We start from the raw sequence: 23,373 nt of genomic DNA, 5'->3' as shown, positions 1-23,373 counted from the left end.
GACTCATGAAGATCGAGATCGACCGGCCCAGGTGTGAGGGTCACGCCCGCTGCAACGCCATCGTCCCGGAGCTTTTCGTGCTGGACGAGGACGGCTACATCGACACCGACGGGTTCGACGTGCCGCCCGCGCTCGAGGACGACGCCGAGGTCGCCGCCGCCTCGTGCCCGGAGCGCGTCATCACGGTTGTCCGCTGATGGCGGGCGTCTTCCAGCTCGAAGGGAAGGTCGCGGTCGTCACCGGGGCCGCCAGCGGCATCGGTAAGGCGATCGCGACGACGTACGCGGCGGCGGGCGCCAAGGTTGTTTGCGCCGACCTGGACGCCGAGGGGGCGCAGCGCGTCGCGAAGGAGGTCGCCGACGGCGGCGGCACCGCGCTCTCGCACGGGGTGGACGTGAGTGATGCCGACCAGGTGACGGCCCTGGTGGCACGGGCCGTCGAGGAGTTCGGCGCACTCGACATCATGTGCAACAACGCCGGGATCCTGATCCGCCGGCCGGTCCTCGACATCACGCCTGAGGAGTTCCAGAAGGTGCTGGCGGTGAACCTCCACGGCGTCTTCTACGGATGTCAGGCCGCGGCGCGGGCGATGAAGAGGGGTGGGGTCATCATCAACATGGCCTCGGCCATCATCGACCGGCCGAGCACCGAGCGGGCGTCATACGCGGCGTCGAAGGGCGGTGTGCAGCAGCTGACGCGCGCTTTCGCGGTCGAGCTCGGTGGGCTCGGCATCCGCGTCGCCGGAATCGCGCCCGGCTGGGTGGTCAGCGGGATCACGCAGCAGGACTATGTCCGCGAGGACGGGGCGCTGGACGAGGCCCGATTCACCGACCGCGTCAACGACCGCGCTTCGACGTCACCGTTGAACAGGATCGTCGATGCGCAGGAGATCGCGCACGCCGCGCTGTACCTCGCCTCGGATGCCGGTGCGGCGCTGACAGGTCAGATCCTTCGCGTGAACGGCGGCACAGTGCTGGTTTGACGGGCCGGCTCGGCCCGGTGGGATGTGGCTGTCCCGCCGGGCCGCACCGTGCGACCGTGAGGCCGTCGCGCGGGTGGCCACAGGCCGTGGCCCCGGGCTGTGCGGCGGCGCGCGGATGGGGCCGCCGTGCCGCAGTCTTCGACGACGTGCGGCGGCTGCGCCACTTCACGCGCGGCAGGCCCCGCCGCGTTGGTCTCACGCGGGACAACCAGAAAGACGAGTGCCAGGACGGGGCCGGCCCCCGGTGCGCGGCGGCCACGCGGATGCGGTCGACGCAGTGAGCGTGAGCTGCGCGTGCGCCGGCAGCCGCCGGCGCCACAATCGTCGATCACCGGAGCACGACTCAGGTTCGAGTGACAACGGCGTCGAGACGACGGGCGTCGCCGGCTCCGGGCATGTCGCCATGGAAGGGGTTGCCCGGTCCGTGGGCTCATGCGGCCGGAAACCAAACCATGGCGGACCTTGCACATGTGTTGACACCAGTCGAATCATCTAATTAATTTGCCGGTTACTGCGTGCCCTGGGTCACTCCGGCCTCGAGGCCGTCGGAACGTCTCACTCCCGAGAAGGGGTCGACTCATGGAGACGATATTCATCGGCATCCTTTCCTTGGGGCCGGGTGCCATGCTGGGACTCCTGGCGCTGGGCATCGTGCTCGTCTATCGGGGCACCGGTGTCCTCAACCTCGGGCACGCCTCAATGGCCTCGCTCGGAGGTTTCGTCTACTGGGACCTGGCCACACGAGCCGGGGTACCGAAGATCCTCGCCCTGGTGGCCGCCATCCTGGTGTCCGGTCTGGTCGGCGTCCTGGCCCAAATCCTCGTCATGCGCCCGCTGCGCGACGCGTCGCCGCTCGCCCGCCTGATCGGCTCGCTCGGCGTGCTGGTGGTGGTGCAGTCGGTGCTGCAGGTGGTGTACGGCGCGGACGGTCGCAACGCGCCCTCGCTTCTGCCGACCGACCGGGTGTCTTTGTGGGGTGACAAGGCCATCGGCGTCGACCGGCTGCTGCTGATCGCGATCGCGGTGGTCGTGGCGCTCGGGCTGTGGGCCGTCTACCGGTTCACGAACTTCGGCACCGCCACGGCGGCGGTGGCCGAAAATCCGACCGCCGCCGCCGCGCTCGGTCACAACGCCGAACGCCTGGCCATCGGCAACTGGTTCCTCGGCGGCTCGCTCGCGGGTCTCGCGGGGGCGTTGCTCGCTCCCGTGAGCGGCCTCGACCTGGTCACGATGAGCAACCTGATCGTGCCGGCTCTCGGTGCCGCTCTGGCCGGCAGCCTGGTGTCGTTCCCGCTGACGGTACTCGGGGGCATGGGGATCGTCCTCCTGCAGTCGGTCGTCAGCGCCCACGTCGACGTGCGCGGTGCGGGTGCGATGTCGACGTTCGTCATCGTCGTCCTCCTGATGGTGCTGCACGGTCAGGGGATCGCGTCGCGGGGCTACATCGGCGCGCGCCTCCCGAGCCTCGGTTCCGGCCGGGTGCGCTGGCAGTTGGTGGTGCCGACACTGGTGGTCGCCATCGCGTTGGTGTGGTTCGTGCTGCCGGTCGAGTGGAACCAGGCGCTGCTGGTGTCGTTGCTCGTCGCGATCGTGATGCTCTCCGTCGTGCTGGTGACGGGGTATGCCGGCCAGCTCTCGATGGCGCAGTTCGCGATGGCAGGCGTAGGGGCGGTGATCGCTTCGGAGATCGCGTCCCGCAACCCGGGCATCCCGTTCCTCATCATCCTGCTGATCGCGGCGGTCGGAGCCGTCCCGATCGGCTTCCTCCTGGCTCTTCCCGCCATGCGGATGCGGGGTGTGAGCCTGGCGATCGTCACGCTCGCCTTCAACCTGCTGCTCTTCGCCGCGGTCTTCAGCCGTTCGCAAGTCGTGATGATCCCCACTCCGTCGATCTTCGGGCTCGACCTTTCGGCCCTGCTCGACCCGAGGCGCTACCTGATCTTCGCGATCATCGTCTTCGCCTTGCTCGCCCTGTTTCTGGCGAACCTCCGCCGCGGTCAGACCGGCCGTCGCCTGATCGCCACGCGTGGCAACGAGCGCGCCGCCACGTCCATCGGCATCCCGGTCGGCATGGCGAAGGCGATCGCGTTCTCGCTCGGGGCGTTCATAGCGGCCGTCGGAGGTGTGCTGATCGCCTACCGCACTTCGGCGGTCACCTACACCAATTTCGACGTCTTCTCGTCGGTCAACCAGCTCGTGTGGACGGTCATCGGCGGTGTCGGGTACGTGACCGGCCCGCTGCTGGGGATGAGCTTCACACCCGGCGGGCTCGGGACCGAGATCGCCGCCGCCGTCTACAGCGCGGACTTCCAGTACCTGCCGCTGATCGGTGGTGTGCTGCTCATCCTGACGATGATCCTCAATCCGAACGGTGTCGCGTCCGTCATGGTCGCGCAGTCCCAGGAACGGCAGAAGAAGCGCACGTCACTGAAGCCGATCACGCTCCCACCCCGGGAGAGCAGCGCGCGGCGGGCCCGTGCCGGCAAGAGCCTCTCGGTCACCGGCATCAACATGTCGTTCGGCAACGTGCATGTGCTCAAGGACGTCAGCCTGACGGTCGAGCCGGGCCAGGTCCACGGCCTCATAGGACCCAACGGTGCGGGCAAGACCACGCTGCTCGACGTCATCAGTGGCTATGTCAGGCCGCAGTCCGGCTCCGTGGCGCTCAACGACACGCCGATCGACGACAAGTCCACCTGGCGCCGGGCACGGCTCGGCCTCGGCCGCTCCTTCCAGAGTCTGGAGCTCTTCGAGGACCTGAACGTCTTCGACAACCTGCAGGCCGCATCGGAGATCCACCGCAAGGCCAACCTGTTCCGCGACCTCTTCTGGCCCTATCCGCCGACGCTGAGCGACGCCGCACGAGACGCAGTGGAACTGCTCGGCCTCGAAGACGACCTCGGCCGTAAGATCTCCGATCTCAACTACGCCAAGCGCCGGCTGGTGGCCATCGCGCGGGCGATGGCGACGAACTCCGACATCATCCTGCTGGACGAACCGGCCGCCGGCCTCGACGAGGTGGAGACGAGCGAGCTCAAGGACCTCGTCCGGCGGATGGCGGACGAGTACGGCATCGCCATCCTCATCATCGAGCACGACGTCGACCTGGTGATGAGCGTGAGTGACGTGATCACGGCGCTCAACTTCGGATCCGTCATCGCGCACGGTTCGCCCGAGCAGGTCCGCTCCCACCCGGCGGTCGTCGCGGCTTACCTCGGTGAGGAAGTCGACGACGCTCCGGTGGGGCCGGAGGCGGAAGTCGTGGGACTGGTCGGAGCACCGGCACCTGACGAGTCACAGCCCCTCACCGTCAAGCCTGCCGAGAAGGAGACCCGCGCATGAGCGCCACCGCAGCCCAGAAGACGCCCGCGACGCCGGCGACGGAGCTCGCCATCGCAGCCCGCGGCCTCTCGCTCGGGTACGGCTCCCTCCCGTATGTGACCGAGCTCGACCTGGAAGTGAAGCGCGGTGAGATCGTCGCCGTTCTCGGTGCCAACGGCGCCGGCAAGTCGACGACGATCATGGGTCTCGCGGGTGCGCTCAAGCCGTATGCGGGGCACGTCGAGATCAACGGCGAGGTCACCACGGCACCCATGCGGATGCGCGCCCGGCAAGGTCTCGCGGTGGTGACGCAGGAACGTTGTGTCTTCATGGGCATGACCGTGCGGGACAACCTCAGGGCAGGGGGCGTCACCGTGGAAGCGGCGCTGGAGTACTTCCCCGAGCTCGAGGAGCACGTGGGACGTACGGTCGGGTTCCTGTCCGGAGGCCAGCAGCAGATGCTCGCGGCGGCACGTGCGATCGCCCGCCGCCCCAAGATCCTGCTCGCCGACGAGCTCTCGCTCGGCCTCGCACCCAAGATCGTCGATCGCATCCTCGAAGTGCTGGAGCGCGCCTGTCGGGAGGAGAACCTCGGCGTGCTCCTGGTCGAGCAACAGGTCGTGAAGGCGCTCTCGGTCGCGCATCGCGGCGTGGTGCTCCGCCGCGGACGACTGGAGCTCGAAGGCACGGCCACCGAGCTCAAGTCACGTCTGGACGAGGTCCAGGCGCTTTACCTCTGACCGCGAGGAGAAGGCAATGAGCAGACTCACCACCCCGCGGATCGAGGCTGCGCTGCAGTCCGCCCTGTCCGCGGGGGAGGTCGGCGTCCAAGTCGCCGCCTGTCTGGGCGACCAGCTGGTCGTCGACACATGGGCCGGTGAAACCTCAGCAGGGTCGGGCGACCAGGTGACGGGCGACACCCTCTTCCCGGTCTTCTCGGTGACCAAGGCGCTGACAGCGACCGCCGCACATCTCCAGGTCCAGCGAGGCCGGCTACGGTACGACCAGCCCGTCGCCGAGGTCTGGCCGGACTACGCGCAGCACGGCAAGGACTCCATCACCCTGGAGCACGTTCTCGCCCACCGCTCAGGAGCGCCCCCCATCCCGGCCGGCACCAGTGTGCAGCAGCTGCTCGACTGGGAGTGGATGTGCGCGGGCATCGCCGCCGAGCCACCGGTCGCACCGCCGGACACGATGAACGCCTACAGCCCGTACGGGTTCGGCTTCGTCGTCGGGGAGCTCGTGCGTCGTACGGACGCGCGGAAGCGTTCGTTCCAGGAGTTCGTGCGTGCGGAGGTCCTGGAACCGGTCGGTGCGCACGACTTCCATCTTGGTCTTCCGGCGTCGGAACGCGGCCGCGTCGCGATCCTCACGGGGGAGGAGCCACCACTGCTCCACCCGGCCGGCTTCGGGCCCAGGGCCTCGCCGCCGGACCTGCCTTTCGGTCCGAGCCTCTACAACCTTCCCGAGGTGCAGGCCGCAGGGCTGCCGTCCGCGGGCGGGGTAGCGACGGCGAAGGCGACCGCGAAGCTCTTCGCGCTGTACGCCGGGCGCGGGCGCGTCGACGGCGAGCAGTTCCTGAGCGATGCGGTCATCGAGCAGTGCCGCCGACCGCGTCCGCTCGAGCCGGACCAGACCTACGGCTATGTCCTGCCGGTCGGGTACGGCGGGCTCTGGCACGTCGCCCCCGGCGTGAGCAACTCCCGTGCCGGTGGTGCGCTGACGGACGGGATCCTGTCGCACACGGGTGCCGGCGGCACGGTGGCCTGGGCAGAGCCCGATCGCGGTCTTGCCGTGGCGATCCTCCACAACCGAAGCTTCTTCGGTCCGCAGGCAATGGCGCCGTTCGGCGAGATCGGTGACGCGATTCACGACCTCGTGGGCTGACGACCGTTCATATCACCACCTGCGCCGCTGCCCTGGGGTGCCGTCTCACCGACGGCCCGTGCATGGCTCCGTGGAGGTGGTCGGACCGCTCGCATCCGAACAACGAAAGGAGCCCAGTGATGGGCAGGGTCGAGGGAAAGGTCGCGCTCGTTACCGGCGCGGCTCGGGGACAGGGGCGCTCGCACGCGGTCCGGCTCGCACAGGAGGGCGCGGACATCATCGCGGTCGACATCGCCGCGCAGATCGACACGGTGCCTTACAGCATGAGCACGCCGGCTGAGCTTGCCGAGACCGTCGCTCAGGTCCAGGCGACGGGTCGACGGATCGTCGCCAGCCGCACCGATGTACGTGACCTCGCCGCGCTCACCGCAGAGGTGGATCGTGCGGTGAACGAGCTGGGAGGACTCGACGTCGTCGTTGCGAACGCGGGCATCTCGCCCCTGGGCAAGCAGCCTGCTGCGGTTTTCCTGGACGTCGTCCAGGTCAACCTGAACGGCGTGGTCAACACGCTCTCCGCCTCGGTTCCTCATCTGACCGCCGGAGGATCCGTCATCGTCACCGGTTCGGTCGCGGGGCTTCGGCTCGGTCGGGCGGAGAGCGATCAGTCGGGCACGGGGCCGGGCGGTGCAGGGTACGGGTTCGCCAAGCGCACCGTCTCCTCGCTGGTCCACTCGTTGGCGCGCGAGCTCGGACGCGAGGGCATCCGGGTCAACGCCGTGCACCCCACCAACACGGCGACCCCGATGCTGCTCAACGAGATGATGTACGGGGTGTTCACCGGTGGCGCTCCTCATTCGACCCTGGCCGACGCCGAGCCCGCGATGCGAGGCATGCATGTGCTGGACACCGCCATGGTCCAGCCCGAGGACATCTCCGCTGCCGTTCTCTTCCTCGCCTCGGACGAGGCCCGCATGGTGACGGGTCAGCAGCTCAAGGTCGATGCCGGGTGCCTTGTGCTCGAACCCTACTCGGGCGTGTGATGGCTGCCGCGGTCGGACTCGGTGACGACAGTGTCTGGCTCGTCACCGGTGCGTCGACGGGTTTGGGAGCGGCGCTCGCCCATGAGCTGGTCACCCGCGGCCACAGGGTCGTGGTCACTGCCCGCGACGTCGGCAGGCTCAACGGGTTCCCCCGCAGCGAGCGCATCCTGCCGGCCGCACTGGATCTCACCAAGCCGCAGACCTTCCAGGAACTGCTCACCACGGTCGAGACAGAGTTCGGTCCGGTCGACGTCCTCGTCAACAACGCCGGCTTCGGTCTGCTCGGCGCGGTCGAGGAGACGAGCGAGGACGAGCGGCGCCTCGTGATGGAGACGAACTTCTTCGGGCCGACGGAGCTGACCCGGCAGCTGGTCGCCGGCCTGCGCGCCCGGCGTCGCGGTGCGGTCGTCAACCTCTCATCGGTGAGCGGGGTGAAAGGACCTCCGGGGTCCGCCTACTACGCGGCGAGCAAGCACGCGCTGGAGGGGTGGTCGGATTCCCTGCGCCACGAGCTCGCGCCCTTCGGGGTCCATGTCATGGTGGTCGAGCCGGGGGCCTTCCGGACCGACTTCTTCGGGCGGTCGCGCGTCCAGACTGAGGCCCGGTTCGGCATCTACGGCCCCGTGGAGCGGCGTCGGGACTCGCCGGCCGAGGCCTACGGGGCACAGCCCGGAGTGCCGGAGCTGGGGGCCCGGGCGATTCTCACCGCCCTGCTCTCCAAGGCGCCCCCCGACCGGTTGGTGATCGGACGGACCGCCGTCGACACCGTTCGTGACACCTACCTCGCCCGCGCCGAGGAGATCACGCGATGGGAAGCGGTGTCGCGCGCGACCGACAGCCGCTGAGAACGCGAGGCGCCGGACCGCTCGGGTCCGCTGGAACTGTGTGCGTCGGCGACCCGGGCGGCCTTCGTCGCGGGATCGAGCTCTGTCCTACGGCTCACGGGGGCTTCGGCCGAAGACGGCCGGCACGGAGCAGGGCGGCCCGTCTGCACCTGAGACGTTCGGCGCCGGACCTTTCGGGGAGCACGTCCCCAGGGGATGTCCGCTTCACACGACAGCGGCGGAACTTCGTCCGCCACCCCGCCCCGATCTTGGCGGCGGGCGTGTGTGAGACAGCCGAGCGCAACGTGACCGCGCCGTCCGTTGTAGTACGCCATCCGGCGGGCCGTTCCCCAGGTGAAAGGAGAGGGCGCCGCTTCACTGGCTGCGCAGTGGCGGAGAACCGGGAGCCGAGACCGCACCATGCCACTGAAGCACCGAGCACCGGGTTTCGAAGCGATCATAATGGGTGTAACGCATCATTTTGGCCCATTCGATTGCCGACGAGGAGCACCATGGGCGCGTCCACCGATCACGTCGGTGACTGGGCGTTCTCCTTCGGCGCCCTCACGGCGGTGATCCTCGACGGCGACGGCACCGTGCTGCGGTGCCCCCGCTCGGCGGCGGAACTGCTGGGGCGGACGGCCGCGGAGGTGTGCGGTCGCCCGGTCCGGGAGCTGCTCGCCGACGGTTCCGGCGGCGTACGCGGTGGGCCCGCACCGTGCAAGGGCGGGATTCCGGCGGCGGGCCGGGCGCGCCTGGGGCACCGGTCCGGCCGCGCGGTAGAGGTCGCCTTCCGGGTGGTGCGGCTGGAGGACTCCTCCGAGCTCCTTGTCCTGGCGGCTCCTGCCCACTGGGTGACGGAGTGGGGACAGAGCGTCTCCGTGCTGCGCGCACTGTTCTCCCAGGAGCGGGTCGGGATCGGCATCCACGACGCGGATCTGACCGTCGTGCGGACCAACGTCACCCCCGAGATGTTCGGCGGACCGCCCCTGTCTCCCGGCAGCCGACTGGCGGAGGTGATGCACACCGAGGACGCGCAGGCGACCGAGGCGGCGCTGCGAGAGGTACTGGAGACGGGCGTGCCGCTGGTCGGGAGGGAGCAGCGGATGCGGTCGCCGCTCCTCCCGGAACGGGAGCGGACCCTGGCGCTGTCCGCCTTCCGGCTGGAAGACGCGCGCGGGCGCCCAACGGGTGTCGCCGCACTGTTCATCGACGCCACCGGGAAGCGGCGTGCCCGCGGTCAGCTGGATCTGCTCCGCGAGGCCGCCGCCCGGATCGGTGGCTCCCTCGATGTCGTCCGCACCGCGCAGGACCTGGTGGACGTTCTCGTGCCCGCCTTCGGGGACCTGGCCTGGGTGGACCTGGCCGAGGCGGTGCTCGAGGGGGAGGAGCCTGCGAAGATGCTCGGCGGCGGAGAACCACACCAGCGCAGGGCCGCCGTGGCATCGGCCAACGGCACATGGCCGACCGGTCTCATCCAGCTGGGAGAGACGGTCCCCGTACTCCCGGACGTACCGAACCTCCGCATGATTCAGCGCGGCGCGGCCGTCATCACCGACCGTGAGGGGGCAGGCGCTCCCCTCGGCGACCCACGGCTGGTCAAGATGTACGTCCCGGAGGGCGGGCATTCGCTGGTGTCGGCGCCCTTGTACGCGCGGGGTCTGGTCCTCGGTGCGGTCGCGGTCTGGCGGACCGAGCGGCCCGAGCCCTTCGACGCCGACGATGCGGACCTGTTGACGGAGATCGCCTCCCGCGCCGCGCTGAGCGTGGACAACGCCCGCCGCTACACCCGCGAGCACCGCTCGGTGCTCGCGCTGCAGCAACGCCTGCTGCCCTCGGCCGCGACCGAGGCCTCGGCGGGGGAGACATCGGGCTTCTACCTGCCCGCACGGGGCGGGGCAGAGATCAGAGGCGACTGGTTCGACGTCGTTCCCCTGCCGTCCCTGCGGGTGGCCCTGGTCGTCGGTGACGTCATCGGCCACGGCCTGCAGGCCACCGCCACCATGGGACGCCTGCGTACCGCCGTCCAGACCCTCGCCGACCTCGAGCTCGACCCCGACGAACTCCTCACGCACGTCGATGACCTCGTCCAGCGCCTCGCGGCCGAGGCACCCCGCGGGCAGCGGGACACGGTCGGCGCCACCTGTCTGTATGCGGTCTACGACCCAGTGGCCTGTCACTGCACCCTGGCCAGCGCCGGCCACCCGCCGCCCGTGCTGGTCCGACCCGACGGCACCGCCAAGGTGATCGACGTCGCCCCCGGTCCGCCACTGGGGGTGGGCGGCATGCCGTTCGAGACCACGACGGTCGACCTGGAACCCGGCAGCCTCCTCGCCCTGTACACCGACGGACTGGCCCGACGCGGCGACCAGGACATCGACGGTGGAGTGCGATGGCTGACGGACCGCCTCGCGGCGCTGTCCGGTCCCGGCCGCACCCCGGAGGCCATCGGAGGCACGTTGCTCGCCGACCTCGGCGACAACCCGCGCGACGATGACATCGCCCTGCTGCTCGCCCGCACCCGGGCCGTCCCTCCGGAGAGCACGGCGAGCTGGGAGTTCCCCGCGGACCCGGCCGTCGTGGCCGACGCCCGCCAGGCCACCACCCGTCAGCTGGCCGCCTGGGGGCTGGAGGAGTTGGCGTTCACCACCGAGCTGATCGTCAGCGAACTGGTCACCAATGCCATTCGCTACGCCGGCGGCCCGGTCAGCTTGCGCCTGATCCGTGAGAAGGTGCTGATTTGCGAGGTCTCCGATCCCAGCAACACCCAGCCTCGCCTACGCCGGGCCCGCTGGGCCGACGAGGGAGGCCGCGGCCTTTATCTGATCGCTCAGCTCACCACTCGCTGGGGCAGCCGCTACAGCCGGCAAGGAAAGACCATCTGGACCGAACAGCCCCTCGCCGGATCTGTCCCGGGCCGTCCATCATGGGTGCATTGAGCGGAACAACTCGGTTTCCGGCCACTCTGATACGCGCTCAGGAGCGCGGTAGTACGTCACACGTCGGTGGCGGCCAGCGCCTGCTCGACATCGGTGTCCGCGCGTGTCTCACCCAACACCCCCACATCCGTGTCGATCTCGTTGATCGCCGGGTCCTGCAGCAGGACGGCCGACAGGTGGTGGAAGGCCGCTGTGACCCGTGAGTCCGGGACCGTTTTCCGGTGTTTCAGCTGTCACCCAAGGCCGCGACGCATGGCATCGGCGATGAACTCGCCGATCAGGACAGCGGTCGCCGCGGGTCCCCGCTGCGGAGCGTCGGGCAGGATCGAGGTGTCGGCGACGCGTAGGGCTCGCACGCCGTGGACGCGCCCGAACTGGTCCACGGCGCCGCCTCCGGGATCGTCCGCGGGTCCCATCGGCACGGTGCCGCAGGTGTGCTGGGCGGTGCCGACGTGTTCGCGAATCCAGTGGTTCAGGGCCCGATCGTCGTCCAGTACTTCGGGACCGGGGTCGAGCAGGCCGTGGGAAACGTCGGCGAAGGGTGGGGTGTCGATCAGGGCCGCGGTGACGCGGACGACCTGGCGCAGGCGGCAGAAGTCCTCGGCAGTGCTGAGGAAGTTGTAGTCGATGTCGGGTGGCGTGCCGGGATCGGCCGCCCGGATGCGCAGCCGGCCTGTCGGCCTGGGCGTTTGGACGGAGGCGAGGAAGGACAGGGGTGCTCCGGGGACGCTCACGGCACCGCTGACGAGCCCTGCCATGGGGACCAGGGACTGGAGGACCTCCAGGTCTCCTGGAATGCCGGCATGATCGAGGCCGCCTTCCGCGTGGGCGAGGTGGAGACAGCCGCCGAGCCAGGACTCGGCCGGGTCACCCATGTCCTCGTGGGGCGTCCAGTCGAGGACGACTTGCGGGTGGTCACTGAAGCAGGCGCCGACGGCGGGAGCGTCACGAATGACGGGTATGCCGAGTCGTTCGAGGTCGGCGCGCGGTCCGATCCCCGAGAGCTGCAGCAGATGCGGGGTGGACAGAGCGCCGGTGCTGAGCACGACGCTGCCGGCGTCGACGGTGGTGCGCAGGCCGTCGCGTTCGACGACGACCCCGGTGGCACGGCCGTCCTTGATGACGACACGGAGGGCCCGCCCGCCGCCGATGGCGGTCAGGGTGGGCCGGTCGAGGATCTCGGGGGGCAGATAGGCGAGGCCGGTGTTGTGGCGTACCCCGTCGACCGCGTTGGAGGGTACGGGGCCGAAGCCGGGCGGTGCCTGGTCGTTCTTGTCGGGCTCGGCGGGAAAACCGAGGCGCCGGGCGGCGTCGCGGAAGGCGACGGCCGCCGGGTGCTCGATACGCTGGTGCCGTATCCGCATCGGTCCCTGATCACCGTGCAGTTCGCTCGGACCGAAGTCGAGATCGTTCTCCAGAGTGCGCAGGAGCGGCAGCACTGCGTCGTAGGCCCAGGCCGGATTGCCCGCGGCGGCCCAGCGGTCGAAGTCCTCACGCCGGGCCCGTATGAAGTAGCCGCCGTTCACGGTGGTCGAGCCGCCGAGGATGCGTCCGCGGGTCACCAGCCACGGTCGCTCCGGCGTGAGACGTACCGGATGGGCCGTCGTGGCGGGGTGGTTCGGCTGTGCGCCCGGAACCAGTCGGGCATCCAGCAGCGCGGGGCCGAATCCGTCCGCGCCGCGCGGTATGGGCCCCGCATCCAGGAGCAGCACGTGCCGGCCGGCATCCTCGGTCAGACGCGCCGCGAGCACCGCACCGGCGGCTCCGGCACCGACCACGACGACATCCGGTCGGCGGCTCACGAAAGCCGTGCCGCGGCGATGCGAAAGGGGAGACGGATCTGTTCCATGAGCACGCAATCCTGCGGCCCCCGGTGGCGGAACGCAAGCCCTCGCGATCGTCGCGAAACGAAGTCGGCGGCCGCCCCTGCACCGGCGTCAGTTGGGTTTTCGCTGGTCGGACCGGTTGGGGAGAGGGGCGTGCACGCCCGACGTGCCGCGGTACGCGAAATTGCCGCTGCTCGACACCTTCCTTTTGGCACCCCATGCCAATATTCTCGCCGGTGTCTGAACGACGGGGTCGGCGAAGCTTCTCACCCCGAGCGGGCTCGGCTTTCCTGCCCGCAGTTCGCTCCACGCACGCGGACTGTGTCGCACGCAGGTTCCGCGATCACTTCCTTCCGCACCCCGAGATCGAGAACCGCCCGTACAACTTCCGCACTCCGAGGGAGAACCGCATGAACGAGTTCAACTCCGCCGAGGCCGAGCAGAACCACGCCGACCAGACCACCTCGCCCGAGGCGCTCATCGAAGGCGATGCCCTGATCGAGGAAGTCTCGATCGACGGCATGTGCGGCGTCTACTAGGCCGCGCGATGGCCACATTGGACCTGGATCGTGCCTGGGACCTGCACCCGCAGGTCTCGGTACGGCCGGAACCCTTCGGTGCGCTGCTTTACCACTTCGGTACCCGCAAACTCTCCTTCCTCAAGGACCGCAGGCTGCTCGCCGTTGTGCAGGCGCTTGCAACGGCCCCCAGCGCGCGAGCGGCCTGTCTGGCCGCCGGCGTCGACGACCGGGAAGTGCCCCGGTACGGGCAGGCCCTGACCGCGCTCGTCCAGTCGTCGATGGTCATCGAAAGGGAAACTCCATGACCGCAGCTCCGCAGAAGGCGATGCCCGCGCCGGCCGCGTCGCGCCTGGTGGACCTCTTCGAGTACGGCCTTGACGCACCGATCTGCCTGACCTGGGAACTCACCTACGCCTGCAACCTCTCGTGCACCCACTGCCTGTCCAGTTCCGGCCGGCGCGACCCACGCGAGCTGACCACGGCAGAGGCCAAGGCCGTCATCGACGAACTGGAGGCCATGCAGGTCTTCTACGTCAACATCGGCGGAGGCGAGCCAACGGTCCGCCCCGACTTCTTCGAACTGCTCGATTACGCCACCGCGCACCACGTCGGCGTCAAGTTCTCCACGAACGGCGTGCGGATCACGCCCGAGGTCGCACAGCGGCTGGCCCGCAACGACTACGTGGACGTCCAGATCTCGCTGGACGGGGCGACCGCCGAGGTCAACGACGCGGTGCGCGGCCCGGGTTCCTACGACACGGCGCTGCGCGCGATGCGCAATCTGGCCGACGCCGGAATGAAGAACTTCAAACTCTCCGTCGTGTGCACCCGGCACAACATCCCGCAGATGGACGAGTTCAAGGCCCTCGCGGACCGCTACGGTGCTCAGCTGCGGTTGACCCGGCTGCGCCCTTCCGGCCGTGGCGCGGACGTGTGGGACGAACTGCATCCGCTCCCGGAGCAGCAGCGGCAGCTGTACGACTGGCTGGTGGCACACGGCGACCGTGTGCTCACGGGTGACTCCTTCTTCCACCTGTCGGCGTACGGGAAGGCGTTGCCGGGTCTGAACCTGTGCGGGGCCGGCCGCGTGGTGTGCCTCATCGACCCGGTCGGGGACGTGTACGCGTGCCCGTTCGCGATCCACGACGAGTTCCTCGCGGGCAACGTTCGCCGGCCGGGCGGCTTCGCCGAGGTATGGCGGGAGTCGGAGCTGTTCCGGAGCCTGCGCGAGCCGCAGAGCGGTGGCGCGTGCGCCTCGTGCGCGTTCTACGACACCTGCAAGGGCGGCTGTATGGCGGCGAAGTTCTTCACCGGGCTGCCGCTGGACGGCCCCGACCCCGAATGCGTCCAAGGACATGGCGAGCACTTGCTGGCTCGACGCCCGAAGGAGCGAGGCCACCTTCCGAAGCCGTCCGGCGACCACTCGCACCGCACTGCACCCCAGCGGCGTCCCGGCGCCGTGGATCTGGTTCTCACACGCCGCCCGGGTCTGAACCGGCCGCCGGTCAGCGACTGCGCCGAGGACCCGCTGGCCGGCACGAGCTTCACCTAGGGGTCTCGTCGATCACGCCGGGCTCGCGACGCGTGGCACCGCTCCCCCTGTCGTTCGGGCAGGTCGCCGAATCGTCACTGCCCCGCACATCCACTCCCGAGAAAGAGCCGCATCATGGGCCGTAATCCCTGGTTCGAAACCGTCGCGGAGGCTCAACGCCGCGCCAAGAAGTACCTGCCGAGCACCGTGTACGGGGCACTGGTGGCCGGCTCGGAACGAGGCCGTACCCTCGACGACAACACCGGAGCCTTTGCCGAACTGGGCTTCGCCCCGCGCGTCGTGGGGCACCATGCGCAGCGGGATCTTTCCACGACCGTGCTCGGGGTGGAGTCCGCGATCCCGGTGGTGATCTCGCCGACGGGCGTGCAGGCCGTCCACCCCGACGGCGAGGTCGCGGTCGCCCGCGCCGCGGCGAACCGCGGCGTGATCATGGGTCTGAGCTCCTTCGCCAGCAAACCGGTCGAAGAGGTCGCCGAGGCCAACCCGAACACCTTCTACCAGATGTACTGGACCGGTACGAGGGAGGCCATGGCGCAGCGCATGGAACGGGCGCGGGCCGCCGGGGCGAAGGCGCTCATCGCCACCCTGGACTGGTCCTTCTCCCACGGTCGTGACTGGGGCAGCCCGGCGATCCCGGAGAGGATCGACCTCAAGACGATGGTCAAGCTGGCGCCGAACGTCCTGCCTCACCCGCGCTGGCTGTGGACGTTCGCCAAGTCCGGCCGGATCCCGGACCTGACCACGCCGAACCTGCAGCCGCCCGGTGGGAAGGCGCCCACGTTCTTCGGCGCGTACGGGGAGTGGATGCAGACGACGCCGCCCACGTGGGACGACGTCAAGTGGATGCGTGAGGAGTGGGGCGGCCCGTTCCTGCTCAAGGGCGTGTCCCGGGTCGACGACGCCAAGCGGGCCGTCGACGTCGGCGTGTCCGGCATATCGGTGTCGAACCACGGCGGCAACAACCTCGACACCACACCGGCGTCCATCCGCTTGCTGCCCTCCATCGTCGAGGCTGTGGGCGACGAGATCGAGGTCCTCCTCGACGGCGGTGTCCGCCGCGGCGGCGACGTCGCGAAGGCACTGGCCCTGGGCGCGCGGGCGGTTCTCATCGGCCGCGCCTACCTGTGGGGTCTGGCCGCCAACGGGCAGGCGGGCGTGGAGAACGTCCTGGACATCCTGCGCGGCGGACTCGACTCCGCCGTACTCGGCCTCGGGCACTCCTCGGTCCACGAACTGTCGCCGGACGACCTGGTCATCCCGGACGGCTTCACACGTGTCCTCGGCGCTCCACGCACCGCCGGCTCCGTGGGCTGACCATGCCGTCGCACCGGAAACCGCCGGAAGCCTCACGGCACTTGGCGCGCTCGGCGTGGCCGGCCGTCACAGCCGACGCGCTGGTGCTGGTTCCCGTCGGCTCGACCGAGCAACACGGGCCGCACTTGCCGCTGGACACCGACAGCGTCATCGCTCACAGCGTGGCGCAGACGACGGCGGAGCGGCTGACGGCAGGCCGACCGGACCAGCCCGTGCTGTCGGCACCGACCATCGCCTACGGCGCCAGCGGCGAGCACGCGGACTTCCCAGGAACGGTCTCCATCGGGCACGACGCGCTGCGCGTCGTCCTGGTGGAGACCGTGCGGTCGTTGTCACTGTGGGCGGGCCGCACCGTCTTCGTCAACGGCCACGGTGGGAACGTACCCACGCTCGACGCGGCCGTCGGCCAACTCCGCGACGAGGGCCACGACGTGGCGTGGCTCGGCTGCGAGACACCGGGCAGTGACGCGCACGCAGGCCGCACGGAGACCTCCGTGATGCTGCACCTGGCCCCCGGCGACGTCCTTCTTCACGAGGCGGTCATCGGCGACACCCGTCCTCTGGCCGTCCTCATGCCGGAGCTGGTGTCGCGAGGCGTCCGTGCGGTCTCCCCTTCGGGAGTGCTCGGAGACCCGACCGGTGCCACGGCCGAGGAGGGCCGGGCCTTGTTCGAGACGATGGTGACCACCGCTGTGCGTCGGATCGCCGCAGGCCGAACGGATGCGCGGGGCCGACTCACCGATCCCGCATCGCGCCGCACTCCGCACCGCGACCCGGCTTCGTACCGCCCCGCCCCACCTGCTCCATGCACGGAAGCCGCGCGCCCATGACACTTCCCCACGGATTCGTGGTCGTCCTCGACCGGCACACCCGTGTGCTCGACGACGGCCGGGCCCTCCTCGGCGGAAACCCGACCCGGCTGATCCGGCTCGCTCCCCGAGCGCGACCGCTGCTGACCGGGCGCACGGTGTACGTGCGGGATGCGGCGAGCGCGGCCCTCGCCGACCGTTTGCTGGAGTCCGGCCTGGCCCATCCGGCCGTCCACGCCCTGCCGTGCCACCCCGGACGCCGCGATGGCGACGATCCCAGCTGCACGTATGTGATCCCGGTCCGCGACCGTGCCCACCAACTGGCCCGGCTCCTGGACAGCATCCCCTCGGGCAGCCCGGTCATCGTCGTGGACGACGCCTCACGCCGCCCGGACCTGATCAACGCCGTCGCCGCACGGCACCACGCGCACATGGTCGCCCTGCCGGTCAACCTGGGACCGGCAGGTGCGCGCAACGCCGGGCTACGCCATGTCAGCACCCCCTATGTGGCCTTCATCGACTCCGACATCGTGCTGACAGCCGAGACGGTGCCCACCCTGCTGCGGCACTTCGCCGACCCCCAGGTCGCCATGGCCGTACCCAGAATCACAGGGCTGGCCACCACCGAGGCGCCCGGCTGGCTCGGCCGCTACGAGAGCACCCGGTCATCCCTCGACCTGGGGGCGCATCCGGCCGCTGTCCGTCCCGGCACACCGGTGTCCTGGGCCCCCAGCGCCTGCATGGTCGCGCGCGTCGACATCCTCACCGAGACCGGCGGCTTCGACGAACGCATGCGCGTGGGCGAAGACGTCGATCTGTGCTGGCGCCTGGTCCGGGACGGCTGGCCCATCAGGTACGAACCATCCGTCGAAGCCGCCCACGAACACCGGGCACACATGGGCGACTGGTTCGCACGGAAGGCCGTCTACGGCACCGGTGCCCACCCTCTCGCCCAGCGTCACCCACAGAACATCGCTCCCGTCGTGCTGGCCCCGTGGAGCACGGCACTGGTCCTCGCCCTGTTCGCCCAGCGCCGCTGGTCCCTGCCCGTCGCCGGCACCGCCTGGGCCGTCGCCACAGCCCGTATCGCCAGGAAGCTGAAAGACCCCGCCCATCCTGCCCGTCACGCCACACGGCTTACTGCCGACGGCACCGTATCCGCTGTGGCGCAAGGCTCTGCGCTGCTCACCCGCCACTGGTGGCCGCTCACCGTCATCGGCTGTCTGGCCTCACGCCGTATGCGCCGTGCCACGGTCCTGGCGGCGATCACTGACATCGCGCTCGAGTACCGCCGCGGCACGACCCGCCTCGACCCGATCCGGTACGGCATCGCCCGCCGCCTCGACGACCTCGCCTACGGCGCCGGCGTCTGGATCTCCGCCCTCAGGGGACGCTCCACAGCAGCCCTGCGCCCCCGCATGGTCCTGAACCCCCGGACGCCGCAACGGCAGCCCGCACGGAAGGCTTCTCCCCAGGGGCGAACGAGCCAGGCTCGGTAAGCTCACTCTGCCGGGAGGATGACAGCGGTCGCCGGATGCGAAGAGGCCGGGTGGAGCGTGGTCAGAGGGGAAGAGACGGGATGGCTGCGTCAAGATCGACCACGAGAGTGGGCACACCCGCGTCGCGGATCGGGCGGCCGTCCGTTACGTCTCGTGACCGGCTCGAGGCTCTGGCGTTCGAGCTGTTCGCGAGTAAAGGATTCGAGCAGACCACCGTCGACGACATCGCAGCAGCTGCCGGGATCAGCCGTCGTACCTTCTTCCGGTACCACGCGTCGAAGAACGACCTGGTGTGGGGAGACTTCGACGGCCAACTGGCGCGCCTGCGCGAACTGCTCGGCGCCTGCCCGCGCGAGGTTCCGATGATGGACGCCCTCCGTGAGGCGGTGGTCTCGTTCAACCGGTTCGACCCTGCCGATGTGCCCTGGCATCGCCGGCGCATGGAACTCATCCTTCGCGTGCCGGCACTGCAGGCCGACTCAACGCTCCGGTACGCCTCCTGGCGGCAGGTCGTCACTGCCTTCGTCGCAGATCGGACCGGTCAGCCACAGGACGCGCTGCTGCCCCGACAGGTCGGGTACGCCACCCTGGCCACGTGCATCGCGGCCTACGAGCAGTGGCTCGCCGACCAGAACGCTGATCTGACCGAGCTGCTGGATACCGCCATGCGGGAACTCCAAAGCGGCTTCCGCGGCTCTCCACCCCGGGGATGAGGCTGATGGCTTCCGCCATATGGCGAAGCATGAGGCGGAAGGTCCCGCCATCTGACGCTTTCCCCTGCCGCGGCCATGCCCGAAGGTGGTGAGAGCCGCCTTCGCGCCTGCCCTGTCGACGGCAGGCTGTGGTGCGGAAGCGGCCCAGGTCCTGACGCAGCGGTGGTGATCATGTCTCGAGTCTCGGACACGCATCTGCTCGCCCACGCCGCCGGTTCGCTTCGCAGCGGCGAGATCACTTTGGTGTTCGGCGGATTCGGCGACACGTGTGTCCCGGTGTCCGTGTGTGCGGGGGGTGCCACGACGGCCCTGACGTCGATGATCATCCGGCCGCTAAGGGGTCTGGGCGGTCGAGTGCTCGCCGAGCGTCAGCCGTTGGCCGTCCGGTGTTACGAGCACGATCCCGGTATCACGCATGACTACGACGGGCCGGTGCTCGGCGAGGGCGTGGTGGGTCTGGCTGCCGCGCCGCTGATGCGCGGGGACCGGATCTGCGGCCTCCTGTACGCGGCGACCCGCAGGCCCGCGGCGCTGACCTCGGCCACGGTCAGGCGCCTGGTGACCGTGGCCGACTCGATCTCGCTGCGGATCACCGCCCGCGAAGACCTGGACCGGCACCCGGATGCGTTGCCCACTCACCACGCGCAGCGCATCCGTGAGATCGCACGCTCCACGAGGGATGCCGAGACCCGGGCGGCACTGCTCGCACTGCTCGGCGAGTCGGCCGCAGCGCCCGTCCCCGGTGAGCCGCTCACGCCACGTCAGCGTCAGGTCCTGCTCCTGGTGGAGCGTGGCCTGCGTAACGCCGAGATCGCTGCCCATCTGGGCCTGACCGAGCAGACGGTCAAGACGTACATGCGGGCACTGATGGCGCGCCTCGGCGCCCGCACTCGACAGGAGGCTGTTCACGCCTACCGCCATCGGACCGCCGACTGACGTTCCGCCGTCAACCGGCGCACAGGGCGGTCAGGGCGCCGTCGATCCGATCGGCGACCTCCTCGACGGTGCCCGTACCGTCGACCTCCCGCAGCTTGCCACGCTGCCGGTAGATCCTCAGGATCGGTGCCGTCTGCGCGAGGTAGACAGCCTGCCGCTTCCGGATGACGTTCTCCGTGTCGTCGGAACGGTTCTCCAGCAGAGCCCGGCGGGCGAGACGACGGACGAGTTCCTCCGTCTCGACGACGAGTGTGACCACCGCGGGAGCCTGTCGGCCGGACTCGGCGAGCAGCATGTCGAGGAACGCGACCTGCTTTTCGGTGCGCGGGTAACCGTCCAGCACGAGCGGGACAGCAACGTCCTGCTGAGTGACGGCGTCACGGAGCATGCCGTTGGTGACGTCGTCGGGCACGTAGCGGCCGGCGTCGAGGTAGGTTCGTGCCAGCCGGCCCAGTTGCGTGTTCCGGGCCAGATGTTCGCGGAAGAGGTCGCCGGTCGAGACGTGAAGGCCACCGAGCCGCTTCGCCAGTGCCGAGGCCTGCGTGCCCTTGCCGGATCCCGGCGCGCCCGCGATCACGGCGACTGTCATTTCTCCTCCTCCTGCCGCTCTGCTGCGGCCATACCCACCCGGATCTGATCCATCACGGAGCTGTCGGCGAGCGTGGTGGCGTCGCCGACAACCCGGTTCTCGGCGACGTCGCGCAGCAATCGCCGCATGATCTTTCCCGACCGCGTCTTGGGCAGCTCCGCGACGATCAGCACCCGGCGCGGCTTGGCGATCGGACCGATCTCCTTGGCGACGTGCCGACGCAGCTCCTCGGCCAAGGCCGCCTGGTCCGAGTCGGCACCGGACTCACGCAGGATGACGTAGGCGACGACGGCCTGCCCGGTCGTCTCGTCGGACGCGCCGACCACTGCCGCCTCCGCCACACGCGGATGGGACACGAGAGCCGACTCGATCTCGACGGTCGACAGACGGTGCCCCGATACGTTCATGACGTCGTCCACCCGGCCGAGCAGCCAGATGTCGCCGTCCTCGTCGCGGCGGGCGCCATCACCGGCGAAGTAGTACCCCGGCCAGCGCGACCAGTAGGTCTCCCGGAACCGTTCCGGATCGTTCCAGATCGTCCGGGCCATCGCCGGCCACGGCTCGGTGAGCACCAGATAGCCGCTCTCACCGGCCGGAACCGGCTTGCCGTCGTCGTCCACCACATCCGCGCTGATACCGGGCAGCGGCCTCATCGCCGCGCCGGGCTTGGCCGACGTGACCCCGGGCAGCGGGCTGATCATGTGCGCGCCGGTCTCGGTCTGCCACCAGGTGTCGACGATCGGGGCACGGTCACCACCGATGTGCCGCCTGAACCAGCGGTAGGCCTCCGGGTTGATCGACTCACCGACCGTGCCGAGCACGCGCAGGCTGGAGAGGTCGTGGTCAGCGGGGTACTCCTCGCCCCACTTCATGCAGGTCCGGATGGCGGTCGGCGCGGTGTAGAACAGTGAGACCCGGTGCCGTTCGATGATCTCCCACCACCGGCCACGGTGCGGGGTGTCCGGTGTGCCTTCGTAGAGCACCTGCGTCGCGCCGGCCGCGAGCGGCCCGTACACGACGTACGAATGGCCGGTGATCCAGCCGACGTCGGCCGTGCACCAGTACACGTCGTCCGGCTTGTGGTCGAACACTCCCCAGAACGTGAAAGCGGCCTGGACGAGATAGCCCGCCGTGGTGTGCAGGATCCCCTTCGGCTTCCCCGTGGTCCCCGAGGTGTACATCACGAACAGGGGATGCTCGCTGTCGAACGCAATCGGCGTATGCGTCGCCGGCACATCGCCCAGCGCGTCGTGCCACCACACGTCCCGGCCCTGGACCCATCCGACATCCTGGCCGGTCCGGCGCACGACGAGCACCGTCCGCACCCGTGGGCACCGCGGCAGCGCTTCATCGACCGCCGGCTTGAGCGGCGACGCCGCACCGCGCCGGTAGCCGCCGTCCGCGGTGACGACCACGGTCGCGCCGAAGTCGAGGATCCGGCTGGCGAGCGCGTCCGCGCTGAAACCACCGAAGACCACGGTGTGCGGCGCGCCGATGCGGGCACACGCCAGCATCGCCACGACCGTCTCCGGAATCATCGGCATGTAGATCGCCACCGGATCGCCGGCCTTCACCCCCAGCCTCTCCAGGGCGTTCGCGGCGCGGCACACCTGTTCCTGCAGCTCGCGGTAGGTGATCGTGCGCTCGTCACCGGGCTCGCCCACGAACTGCAGCGCCACCCTTTCGCCCAGGCCGGCTTCCACGTGCCGGTCGACACAGTTGTACGCCGTGTTCAGCCGGCCGCCGACGAACCAACGAGCGAAGGGCGCCTGCGACCAGTCGAGGACTTCCCTGAACGGAGCGTCCCAGTCCAGGCGCCCGGCCTGCCGTGCCCAAAAATCCAAGCGGTTCCGGGCCACGCTGTCGATGGTCTCGGCTGTCACATTCGCCGACCGGCGCAACGCTTCCGGAGGATCGAACCGTTCCAATGTCTACTCCCGCTCCAGCCGTTGAGTGGGATCAGGCTAGGAAGGCCCCAGCGCCACCGATAGCCACCAACGTGGGTAACCACCGGATGATCCACCGGCGAGCGGCGGTCCGCACGGCGCGTATGCCGTCGACCGCGCTGTCCTGGGGAGTGCTGGCCGCCCGCTCCGTCGGGTCAGGGCCGGGGAGCAGGACGGCCGCTATCTCGTTCCCGCGGACGCCCATGCGCGCAGGGCCAACCCCACCGTGGTCGGTGTCGGCCTCATGCTCCGCCGCTCCTACAGCATCGACGAGCCCGCCCCCGGCTTGCTCTTCATCAGCTTCCAGAACGACCTGCGGACCTTCACCGCCACCCTCACCCACATGGAAGCCTCCGACGCACTCCTGCGATTCACCACCACGACCGCCAGTGCGACATTCCTCGTCCTCCCCGGCTTCGACGGCCGACACCCGCTCGGTTCCCGACTGTTCGGCTGATCGGGCCCCGCCGCGCGGCGTCGTAGGGCCCTACGGGGCGTCGAGCGACTGCGGCTGCCTCCGGAGCCGACCAGGAGTGCGGGACCGGTGCGCACCACACGCATGAGGGCCAAGCCGCAGGCCGCGCGGGCGTAGCCGATGACGAACTGCGTGACGGGCGCGGTCGACGATGACGGCCACCGGGGTGTCCGGGCGCAAGGGGTCTCCTTGTCGGCTCTCGCGCGTCTCTGGCAGCGCCTGGGACGGACACGGCTGGTGGCGGGGTGGTTCACCGGCCC

Annotated in this window: 19 protein-coding genes and 2 pseudogenes; 17 read left to right on the top strand and 4 right to left on the bottom strand. The window is 69.8% G+C overall.

The genetic code is table 11. The features are described from left to right. The first annotated feature begins 5 nt into the window (after positions 1 to 5). From GV126_RS06395 to GV126_RS06360, 8 genes are all read left to right on the top strand, one after another. Positions 6 to 197 carry a ferredoxin gene (locus tag GV126_RS06395; RefSeq protein WP_159663435.1) on the top strand — a complete coding sequence of 64 codons (192 nt, stop codon included), beginning with the start codon at positions 6 to 8 and terminating at the stop codon, positions 195 to 197. After that, on the top strand, positions 197 to 982 hold the full coding sequence (locus GV126_RS06390) for an SDR family NAD(P)-dependent oxidoreductase (RefSeq protein ID WP_159663433.1): 786 nt from the start codon (positions 197 to 199) through the stop codon (positions 980 to 982). Before GV126_RS06395 ends, GV126_RS06390 begins: the two co-directional genes overlap by 1 nt. Positions 983 to 1,591: 609 nt before the next feature. Continuing rightward, positions 1,592 to 4,324, top strand: a complete 2,733-nt coding sequence (locus GV126_RS06385; protein WP_159663430.1) for a branched-chain amino acid ABC transporter permease/ATP-binding protein — start codon at positions 1,592 to 1,594, stop codon at positions 4,322 to 4,324. Then, on the top strand, positions 4,321 to 5,043 hold the full coding sequence (locus GV126_RS06380; protein WP_159663428.1) for an ABC transporter ATP-binding protein: 723 nt from the start codon (positions 4,321 to 4,323) through the stop codon (positions 5,041 to 5,043). Before GV126_RS06385 ends, GV126_RS06380 begins: the two co-directional genes overlap by 4 nt. Positions 5,044 to 5,059: 16 nt before the next feature. After that, positions 5,060 to 6,190, top strand: a complete 1,131-nt coding sequence (locus GV126_RS06375) for a serine hydrolase domain-containing protein (RefSeq protein WP_159663426.1) — start codon at positions 5,060 to 5,062, stop codon at positions 6,188 to 6,190. 119 nt (positions 6,191 to 6,309) lie between these two features. Beyond that, complete coding sequence (locus tag GV126_RS06370) at positions 6,310 to 7,170, top strand: mycofactocin-coupled SDR family oxidoreductase (RefSeq protein ID WP_202035338.1); 861 nt, start codon at positions 6,310 to 6,312, stop codon at positions 7,168 to 7,170. Continuing rightward, positions 7,170 to 8,015 (top strand): SDR family NAD(P)-dependent oxidoreductase, encoded by an 846-nt coding sequence (locus tag GV126_RS06365; protein ID WP_159663422.1) that lies wholly within the window; start codon positions 7,170 to 7,172, stop codon positions 8,013 to 8,015. Before GV126_RS06370 ends, GV126_RS06365 begins: the two co-directional genes overlap by 1 nt. Before the next feature lie 491 nt (positions 8,016 to 8,506). Next, positions 8,507 to 10,933, top strand: coding sequence for an ATP-binding SpoIIE family protein phosphatase (locus GV126_RS06360; RefSeq protein ID WP_159663420.1), 2,427 nt, complete (start codon positions 8,507 to 8,509; stop codon positions 10,931 to 10,933). Between the two features lie 68 nt (positions 10,934 to 11,001). Here the strand turns inward: GV126_RS06360 and GV126_RS36270 are convergent. Both GV126_RS36270 and GV126_RS06350 read right to left on the bottom strand, forming a co-directional pair. After that, positions 11,002 to 11,145, bottom strand: a pseudogene (locus GV126_RS36270) (NADPH-dependent F420 reductase); the annotation flags it as partial. Between the two features lie 21 nt (positions 11,146 to 11,166). After that, entirely contained in the window at positions 11,167 to 12,711 is a 1,545-nt protein-coding gene (locus tag GV126_RS06350; protein ID WP_268977487.1) for a GMC family oxidoreductase, read from the bottom strand. Between the two features lie 458 nt (positions 12,712 to 13,169). Between GV126_RS06350 and mftA the strand changes: the two genes are divergently transcribed. The 8 genes from mftA (at position 13,170) to GV126_RS06310 (ending at position 20,103) form a co-directional block, all read left to right on the top strand. Continuing rightward, positions 13,170 to 13,298 carry a mycofactocin precursor MftA gene (mftA, locus tag GV126_RS06345; protein ID WP_159663416.1) on the top strand — a complete coding sequence of 43 codons (129 nt, stop codon included), beginning with the start codon at positions 13,170 to 13,172 and terminating at the stop codon, positions 13,296 to 13,298. A gap of 8 nt (positions 13,299 to 13,306) precedes the next feature. Next, positions 13,307 to 13,585, top strand: a complete 279-nt coding sequence (gene mftB, locus GV126_RS06340; protein WP_159663414.1) for a mycofactocin biosynthesis chaperone MftB — start codon at positions 13,307 to 13,309, stop codon at positions 13,583 to 13,585. Next, positions 13,582 to 14,832 (top strand): mycofactocin radical SAM maturase, encoded by a 1,251-nt coding sequence (gene mftC / locus GV126_RS06335; RefSeq protein ID WP_236569900.1) that lies wholly within the window; start codon positions 13,582 to 13,584, stop codon positions 14,830 to 14,832. Before mftB ends, mftC begins: the two co-directional genes overlap by 4 nt. Before the next feature lie 114 nt (positions 14,833 to 14,946). Continuing rightward, positions 14,947 to 16,146: a pre-mycofactocin synthase MftD gene (gene mftD, locus GV126_RS06330; protein WP_159663412.1), complete on the top strand. Its 1,200-nt coding sequence runs from the start codon at positions 14,947 to 14,949 to the stop codon at positions 16,144 to 16,146. A 41-nt stretch (positions 16,147 to 16,187) separates the two neighbouring features. Beyond that, entirely contained in the window at positions 16,188 to 16,976 is a 789-nt protein-coding gene (gene mftE, locus GV126_RS06325; protein WP_236569899.1) for a mycofactocin biosynthesis peptidyl-dipeptidase MftE, read from the top strand. Continuing rightward, positions 16,973 to 18,454: a mycofactocin biosynthesis glycosyltransferase MftF gene (mftF, locus tag GV126_RS06320; protein ID WP_159663408.1), complete on the top strand. Its 1,482-nt coding sequence runs from the start codon at positions 16,973 to 16,975 to the stop codon at positions 18,452 to 18,454. The genes mftE and mftF overlap by 4 nt, the downstream gene beginning before the upstream one ends. Positions 18,455 to 18,561: 107 nt before the next feature. Continuing rightward, positions 18,562 to 19,167: a mycofactocin system transcriptional regulator MftR gene (mftR, locus tag GV126_RS06315; protein WP_236569898.1), complete on the top strand. Its 606-nt coding sequence runs from the start codon at positions 18,562 to 18,564 to the stop codon at positions 19,165 to 19,167. 171 nt (positions 19,168 to 19,338) lie between these two features. Next, positions 19,339 to 20,103: a helix-turn-helix transcriptional regulator gene (locus tag GV126_RS06310; protein ID WP_236570233.1), complete on the top strand. Its 765-nt coding sequence runs from the start codon at positions 19,339 to 19,341 to the stop codon at positions 20,101 to 20,103. A gap of 10 nt (positions 20,104 to 20,113) precedes the next feature. Here GV126_RS06310 and GV126_RS06305 read toward each other — a convergent pair whose 3' ends face one another. Then, positions 20,114 to 20,692 carry an adenylate kinase gene (locus tag GV126_RS06305; RefSeq protein WP_159663403.1) on the bottom strand — a complete coding sequence of 193 codons (579 nt, stop codon included), beginning with the start codon at positions 20,690 to 20,692 and terminating at the stop codon, positions 20,114 to 20,116. After that, entirely contained in the window at positions 20,689 to 22,620 is a 1,932-nt protein-coding gene (gene acs, locus GV126_RS06300; protein WP_159663402.1) for an acetate--CoA ligase, read from the bottom strand. Before acs ends, GV126_RS06305 begins: the two co-directional genes overlap by 4 nt. A 190-nt stretch (positions 22,621 to 22,810) precedes the next feature. On the opposite strand from acs, the pseudogene GV126_RS06295 reads away from it, so the two are divergent. Next, positions 22,811 to 23,095 (top strand): annotated as a pseudogene (locus GV126_RS06295) (Dyp-type peroxidase); the annotation flags it as partial. Positions 23,096 to 23,373 lie beyond the last annotated feature (278 nt).

The sequence above is a fragment of the Streptomyces mexicanus genome (genome assembly GCF_902506575.1).
Taxonomy (GTDB): domain Bacteria; phylum Actinomycetota; class Actinomycetes; order Streptomycetales; family Streptomycetaceae; genus Streptomyces; species Streptomyces mexicanus.
The sequence above is the reverse complement of the archived record's forward strand: the minus strand, read 5'-3'. Positions and strand labels throughout refer to the sequence as shown.